The following is a 6,311-nucleotide window of genomic DNA, read 5'->3' on the forward strand; positions in this document are numbered from 1 at the left end:
GAGTGCTCAGTTTGTGCAGGTGGTCACGCCTGCGGTCGGTGATCCGGGCGTGGACGCGGGCGACCTTCAGCCGTGCCTTGGCCCGGTTCGCGGAGTCCTTCTCCTTGCGGGCGAGGTTGCGTTGGGCTCGGGCGAGCGCGGCCCGGTCCCGGCGCTCATGCTTGGGGTTGGTGACCTTCTCCCCGGTGGACAGGCAGAGCAGGCTGTTGAGCCCTGCGTCGACACCGACCGCGCCCGTGGCCGGGACTGGCTCGACCCGGTCGTCGCAGAGCAGCGACACGAACCAGCGGCCCGCGGCGTCCTGGGACACGGTCACCGTGGACGGCGATGCACTCTCAGGCAGCGGCCGGGACCACACGATGTCCAGGGGCTCAGTCATCTTCGCCAGGGTGAGCCGGCCGTCGCGCCAGCGGAACGCGCTGGTTGTGTACTCCGCCGAGCGGCGCGACCGCTTCCTGGACTTGAACGTCGGATACTTGGCCCGCTTCGCCCAGAAGTTCGTGAACGCCACCTGCAAGTGGCGCAGCGCCTGCTGCAACGGCACGCAGGAGACCTCGTTGAGGAACGCCAGTTCCTCGGTCTTCTTCCACGCGGTCAGCATCGCGCTGGTGGCGTTGTAGTTGACCCGTTCCTGGCGCAGCGTCCACGCCTCGGTCCGGGCCTGCAACGCCAGGTTGTAGACCAGTCGGACACACCCGAACGTCCGAGCAAGCTCGGCGGCCTGCCCGGGGGTCGGGTAGAAGCGGTACCTGAACGCCCGCTTCACAGCCCCGGACACGGCCCACACGATAACGGCCTGGATGGTGAACCTTGCGGTGACACACAGGCAAACGCCGATCCGCCTTGGCGGCCGATCGGCCTTCCCTGCCCTGCTCCGCCGGAGTTCCGTTTCCTCCCCGGCCTGAAGGCCGGAGTATCCACGGAAGGAATCCGATGACGACACTCGTCGAACGTCCGGCCGCGGTCAAGGCGCCGCCTCGGCGCCGACCCGCGGCCCGGCGCTGGCTGCGGGCGGTGACGCCGCTGGCCCTGCTCGCCGGGTGGGAGGGCGGAGTCCGCGGCGGGCTGCTCGACCCGGACAAGCTGCCCGCGCCGAGCGCCGTGGTGGAGACCGGCTGGCGGCTCGCGCTCGAAGGCACCCTCGGCGACTACCTGCTCGACTCCGTCCAGCGGGCCGTCCTCGGGCTGCTCGTCGGCGGCCTGCTCGGCCTGGCGCTGGGCACGCTGGCCGGGCTCGTCCGGCTCGGCGACGACCTCGTCGACCCGACCGTGCAGATGGCCCGCATGCTGCCGCACCTGGGGTTGGTGCCGCTGCTCATCATCTGGGTCGGCATCGGCGAGTCCCTGAAGGTGACGCTCGTGGCGCTCGGCGCGTTCTTCCCCATCTACCTCAACACGTACTCCGGCATCCGCAACATCGACGAACGCCTCGTGGAGGCCGCTCGCACCTGCGGACTCTCGAGCCTCGAGCGCGTCTGGCACGTGGTGGTGCCCGGCGCGCTGCCGTCGCTGTTCCTCGGGGTGCGGCTCGCGTTCGCCGCCGGCTGGCTCAGCCTCGTCGTCGGCGAGCAGGTCAACGGGCAGGGCGGGCTCGGGTTCATGATGATGGAGGCCCGCGAGTTCAGCCAGACCGACGTCGTCGTGCTGGGTCTCGTCGCGTACGCGCTGCTCGGCCTGGTCTCCGACCTGCTGCTGCGCCTCGGTGAGAGGAGGTTGCTGGCATGGCGGCACGGACTGCGGGCCCGGTGACCGCGACCGGGGTCCGGCGGGCCTTCGGCGACGCCGTCGTCCTCGACGGGGTCGACATCAGCATCGCCGCCGGCGAGGTCGTCGCGCTGCTGGGCGGCAGCGGCTCCGGCAAGAGCACGCTGCTGCGCATCCTCGCGGGCCTGGACGGCGAGGCGACCGGCGACGTGTCCACCACCGGCGCCACCGCCGTCGTGTTTCAGGAGCACCGGCTGCTGCCGTGGAAGCGGGTCGCGGCCAACGTCGCCCTCGGCGTGCGCGGCCCCTCCCTCAGGGAGCGGGTCGATGCCGCCCTTGAGGAGGTCGGCCTCGCCGATCGTCGCGACGCCTGGCCCGCGGAGCTGTCCGGCGGGCAGGCGCAGCGGGTGGCGTTCGCCCGGGCGCTCGTACGGGAACCTGACCTCCTCCTGCTCGACGAGCCGTTCGGTGCGCTCGACGCCCTCACCCGCCTGCGGATGCAGACCCTCTTCGGCCGCCTGCGGGCGACGCATGGCTTCGCCGCGCTGTTCGTGACGCACGACGTGGACGAGGCACTGCTGCTCGCCGACCGGGTCCTGGTCCTGGACGGCGGCCGGATCGCCGAGGACCGGCCGGTGCCGCTGCCCCGCCCGCGGGCCGTGGACACGCCGGGGTTCGGCGCTTCCCGCCGGTCGCTGCTCGATCTGCTCAACGTGCCGGTTGGTTGAGCTTCTCCACGCGATAGGTCAGATGGGTGGCCACGGCGGTGTAGTGCTGCTCCAGCGGGATGAGCGTCACCGGGCACGCCTCGGCGATCTGTGCGAACAGCGGCGTGCCGCTGCCGAGCAGCACCGGGGCAACGTGGATGGCGAGCCGGTCGACCAGGCCGGCTCGCAGCGCCTGCTGGATGATGCTCGCGCCGCCCATGATGTGCACCATCCGCTCCTGGGCGACGGTGGCCGCCGCGCGGATCGCCGCCTCGACCCCCTCGACGAACGTGAACTCCGTCTCGCCTCTGGTCACCGGCTCCTGCGGGCGGTGGGTGACGACGAAGACCGGCATGCCGTAGAGGCCGTTCTCGCTCGCCCAGCCGTCGGTCATGTCGTACACCTGCCGGCTCGTCACCACGGCACCTGACGCGCCGAACGTGTCCTTGAGCAGGCGCCTGCCGTCGTCAGTCCAGACCCATGCGTGCAGCGCGTCGCCGCCCGCGCCGAGACCCGGGTGCTGCTCCAGGTCCGGCCCCGTGACGTAACCGTCCACCGACATCGAGATGTTCGCCTCGACCAAAGCCATGTTTTTGCGTCCTTCCGATGAGTTGCGGGTGTCGCCGTCGTCAGTATTGGAGTGTCCCTGCATCCGGAAGGACGAACCCTCGTGAACAAGATCATCTTCATGATGTCGATGTCACTGGACGGCTACTTCGAGACGACCGAGCACAGTCTTGCCTGGCAGGACATCTCCGACGAGCTGCACATCCACTTCAACGAGGAGATCGCCGCCGCCGGCGGCATGCTCAACGGCCGGCGCACGTACTCGCTGATGGCCGGCTTCTGGCCGACGGCCGACGAGGACCCCGACGCGCCGAAGTTCGTCGCCGACTACGCCCGCATCTGGCGCGACCTGCCGAAGGTCGTCTACTCCCGCACCCTGCAGTCCGCGTCGTGGAACACCACGATCGTCCGCGAGGTCGTGCCCGCCGAGGTCGAGGCGCTCAGGGCGGCCGCGTCCGGCGACCTCTTCGTCGGCGGACCTGACCTGCTGACCACGTTCCAGCGACACGGCCTCGTCGACGAGTACCGCATCTACGTGCACCCGGCCGTGATCGGCGCCGGCAACCCGCTGTTCCACCCCGGCACCTCGCTGCGCCTGCGCCTGACCGAGTCCCGCCCGTTCACCAACGGCGTCGTCCTGCTGCGGTACGCGTCGTAGCCCCTCTTCGCTCTGTCTTGAGCGGCTTCAGTCGTGCTGCCCGGTGTCAGTGCTGCCCGGCTCAGTCGTGCTGCCCGGTGGCGCTCTCCGCGGCGCCGCCGGGTGGCGTCAGCAGCTCGAGCGCGGCGTGGTCGGGGCTGCCCGGATCGGCCCAGAACATGACGAAACGCTGCCCGTCCACGGCCGTCAGGATCTCCGACGTCAGCTCCAGGCGCCCCGCCCGTACATGCTGAAACGCCCGCCGCGAGCCGCTCTTCACCCGCACGTCATAGGTCGCCCACAGGTCCGCGAACTCGTCGCTGCGGTGCTGCAGGTCGGCGACCAGCGCGGCACGCTCCGGCCCGTCGGCGACCGTGCGCAGGTGCGCCACGCAGTCCTCCGCCATCCGCCGCCACGACACGAACACCTCCCGGGCCGCCGGGTGCGTGAACACGTACGTCACCAGGTTCCCCGGCACCGTCAGGCCTGGGAGCAGCGACCCGCCCTCCTCGTTGGCGGCGAGCAGATCGCTGGTCTGCGTCAGCACGTACGCCGGAGTCGGCCGCACCGTCTCCAGCAACTCCCACAGCGCCGGCCTGACCTCCTTTCCCGACTCCTTGACGTCGTCCGCCGGACCGGCCAGGCGGTGCAGGTGCGCCCGCTCGTCGTCGTCGAGCCGCAGCACGCTCGCCAGCGCGTCGAGCACCGACCGGCCCGGGTTTGTGTCCCGCCCCCGCTCCAGCCGCGTGTAGTAGTCGACGCTCACCCCCGCGAGCGCGGCCAGCTCCTCCCGCCGCAGCCCCGGCGTCTGCCGCCGACCGGTCCCAGCGGGCAGCCCCGCCTCGGCCGGACTGACCCTGCCGCGCCGGTTGCGCAGGAACTCCCCGAGACTCACGGTCTGATTCTGCCGGTTGTCTGCTTCCCGGGAGGGGCCCTGCGAGGGCCCGGCCTGACCTGGTCCTCCCGCCCTTGTACGAACGGCGGCAGGCTGCTGGTCATGACACAGCAGCACGTCCTGGTGATCGGCGGCAGCTCCGGCATGGGCCTCGCCCTCGCCGCCCGACTCCTGTCCACTGGCCGCCGCGTGACGATCGCGGGCCGTTCCCCCGACCGCCTCGCCGCCGCGGCCGCCCACCTCACGTCGCCCGTCACCGGCGTCCAGGCCGATGCCGCTCGCGCCGCTTCCCCCGTCGCCTGCATCCAGGCCGACGTCAGCGTCGAATCGCAGGTCGCCGCCCTCGCGGACAACACCCTCGACCACGTGGTCGTGACGGCCGCCGACGCGGTGGGCGCGTACGCGCCGCTGCCCTCCTTCACGCTCACCGCGGCCACCGCGGTCCTCGCCACGAAGGTCCTCGGCCCCTGGCTGGTCGCCAAACACCTCGCTCCCGCCCTGCGCCCCGGCGGCTCGCTCACGTTCACGTCGGGCATCGCCGCGTACCGCCCAGGCCCCGGCGCCTCGATGATCGCCACCGCCAACGGCGCCCTGGAATCCCTGGCCCGCTCACTCGCCCTGGAACTCGCCCCCATCCGCGTCAACGTCGTCTCACCCGGCTGGGTCGACACCCCCATCTGGGACACCCTCGCCGGCCCAGCGAAACACGACCGCCTGTCCGCCATGGCCGCCAAACTCCCCACCGGCCGCGTAGGCACCCCCGACGACATCGCCCAGGCCTTCCTGTCCCTCCTCGACAACCCCTTCATCACCGGCACCGTCCTCCACGCCGACGGCGGCCACCGCCTCGTCTGACGCTGTGCTTGCTCCACGGGCAAGCCCGCGGGGCGGCTTCGGTCATGGGTGGGGCGGCTTCGGCTACGTGCGGGGCCGGCTTCGGCCGGATGCGCGTGACGGCGGTTGCCGCGTGGCGGGCGGTTGCCGTGTGACGACGGTGTTGGTGTGGCAGCGGCGGTGGCGTGACGGATTCCGGGCGGGCCGTACGGCACGCCTGCAGTCAGCGTTCGCGATTACGGAACGCACCGAGCGCCACCGGGACACCGATGATCCCGGCGAGCAGAGCGACCGCCACCCCGATCCAAAGTCCTGCACTCATGCGAGCCCTCGTGCCGCCACGCCTTCACGGCAAACCCACCCGAACCACCCGCACTCGCTCGACGTCCCGCTACCCGCCTCCGGTGTCGGGCCTCCTCCCGCCCCTGGCGCTCGCACCCTCCGGCACCCAGGGCGCTACCCGCCCACCACAGACGCTGGTCAATGCCCCTGAATGCGGCATTTGCTCCAGAGACGTTGCGCGATCTACACCCAATTTGATCTCCAAAATGTAGGTGGATTGCGCAACGTCGATGGCGAAATGAGGACAATTTGGGGCATTGATCAACGTCTGCATGTGGGGGTGGAAGTGGAGGTTCCTCACCGTCGCCGTATTCGCTCGCGCGGCCGAATCGCAAGCGTCGCCGTGGTGGTGCTTGCTGCGGCGACGTAATGGACCAGCGGCGTGTTCATCGCGAGGATGGGCGGCGCGTCATTGGCGAGGGTTGCGGCGCTGGTGTTGAAGACGCTCCACGCCGTCGGCGGCTGCGCTGAGCGGCACCGGCGCGGGGTGCGGCGCCTTGCCGGGGTCAGCGTCGGCGGGCCGGTCGTACTCGCCGGAGTTCACACCCGCGCGTCCTTGCCTGCCACGCTCCCACGGCGTACTCGCGCCGGACCTGATGCTAGGAAGGCCGCGCCTTGCGGCATG

The 6,311-nt window shown here is 71.1% G+C and carries 7 protein-coding genes; 4 read left to right on the plus strand and 3 right to left on the minus strand.

All coding sequences use genetic code 11. The features are described 5' to 3' along the window. Positions 1-778, minus strand: a 778-nt coding sequence (locus tag ABZ321_RS56585; RefSeq protein ID WP_354905106.1) for a transposase, incomplete at its 3' end; no start/stop codon positions are given. A 155-nt stretch (positions 779-933) separates the two neighbouring features. On the opposite strand from ABZ321_RS56585, the gene ABZ321_RS56590 reads away from it, so the two are divergent. Beyond that, positions 934-1,749, plus strand: coding sequence for an ABC transporter permease (locus ABZ321_RS56590; protein WP_354905108.1), 816 nt, complete (start codon positions 934-936; stop codon positions 1,747-1,749). After that, complete coding sequence (locus ABZ321_RS56595) at positions 1,722-2,432, plus strand: ABC transporter ATP-binding protein (protein ID WP_344515267.1); 711 nt, start codon at positions 1,722-1,724, stop codon at positions 2,430-2,432. Before ABZ321_RS56590 ends, ABZ321_RS56595 begins: the two co-directional genes overlap by 28 nt. Here ABZ321_RS56595 and ABZ321_RS56600 read toward each other — a convergent pair. Further along, a complete protein-coding gene (locus ABZ321_RS56600) occupies positions 2,413-3,000 on the minus strand; it encodes a dihydrofolate reductase family protein (RefSeq protein WP_354905112.1) in 588 nt (195 codons plus the stop codon). The genes ABZ321_RS56595 and ABZ321_RS56600 overlap by 20 nt on opposite strands. An 81-nt stretch (positions 3,001-3,081) precedes the next feature. Here ABZ321_RS56600 and ABZ321_RS56605 point away from each other — a divergent pair, with 81 nt between their 5' ends. Further along, on the plus strand, positions 3,082-3,636 hold the full coding sequence (locus tag ABZ321_RS56605; protein ID WP_354905115.1) for a dihydrofolate reductase family protein: 555 nt from the start codon (positions 3,082-3,084) through the stop codon (positions 3,634-3,636). Positions 3,637-3,697: 61 nt separating this feature from the next. On the opposite strand, the gene ABZ321_RS56610 is transcribed toward ABZ321_RS56605, so the two are convergent. After that, complete coding sequence (locus ABZ321_RS56610) at positions 3,698-4,510, minus strand: helix-turn-helix transcriptional regulator (RefSeq protein WP_354905118.1); 813 nt, start codon at positions 4,508-4,510, stop codon at positions 3,698-3,700. A gap of 102 nt (positions 4,511-4,612) precedes the next feature. Between ABZ321_RS56610 and ABZ321_RS56615 the strand changes: the two genes are divergently transcribed. Further along, a complete protein-coding gene (locus ABZ321_RS56615) occupies positions 4,613-5,365 on the plus strand; it encodes an SDR family oxidoreductase (RefSeq protein ID WP_354905120.1) in 753 nt (250 codons plus the stop codon). Positions 5,366-6,311: the final 946 nt, after the last annotated feature.

Source organism: Dactylosporangium sp. NPDC006015 (genome assembly GCF_040614215.1).
Lineage (GTDB): Bacteria > Actinomycetota > Actinomycetes > Mycobacteriales > Micromonosporaceae > Dactylosporangium > Dactylosporangium maewongense.

What these genes read in the sequence shown, in the direction of transcription:
- ABZ321_RS56590 (WP_354905108.1), top strand. Translation starts at nt 934, where the DNA reads ATGACGACACTCGTCGAACGTCCGGCCGCGGTCAAGGCGCCGCCTCGG.
- ABZ321_RS56595 (WP_344515267.1), top strand. Translation starts at nt 1,722, where the DNA reads ATGGCGGCACGGACTGCGGGCCCGGTGACCGCGACCGGGGTCCGGCGG.
- ABZ321_RS56600 (WP_354905112.1), bottom strand. Translation starts at nt 3,000, where the DNA reads ATGGCTTTGGTCGAGGCGAACATCTCGATGTCGGTGGACGGTTACGTC.
- ABZ321_RS56615 (WP_354905120.1), top strand. Translation starts at nt 4,613, where the DNA reads ATGACACAGCAGCACGTCCTGGTGATCGGCGGCAGCTCCGGCATGGGC.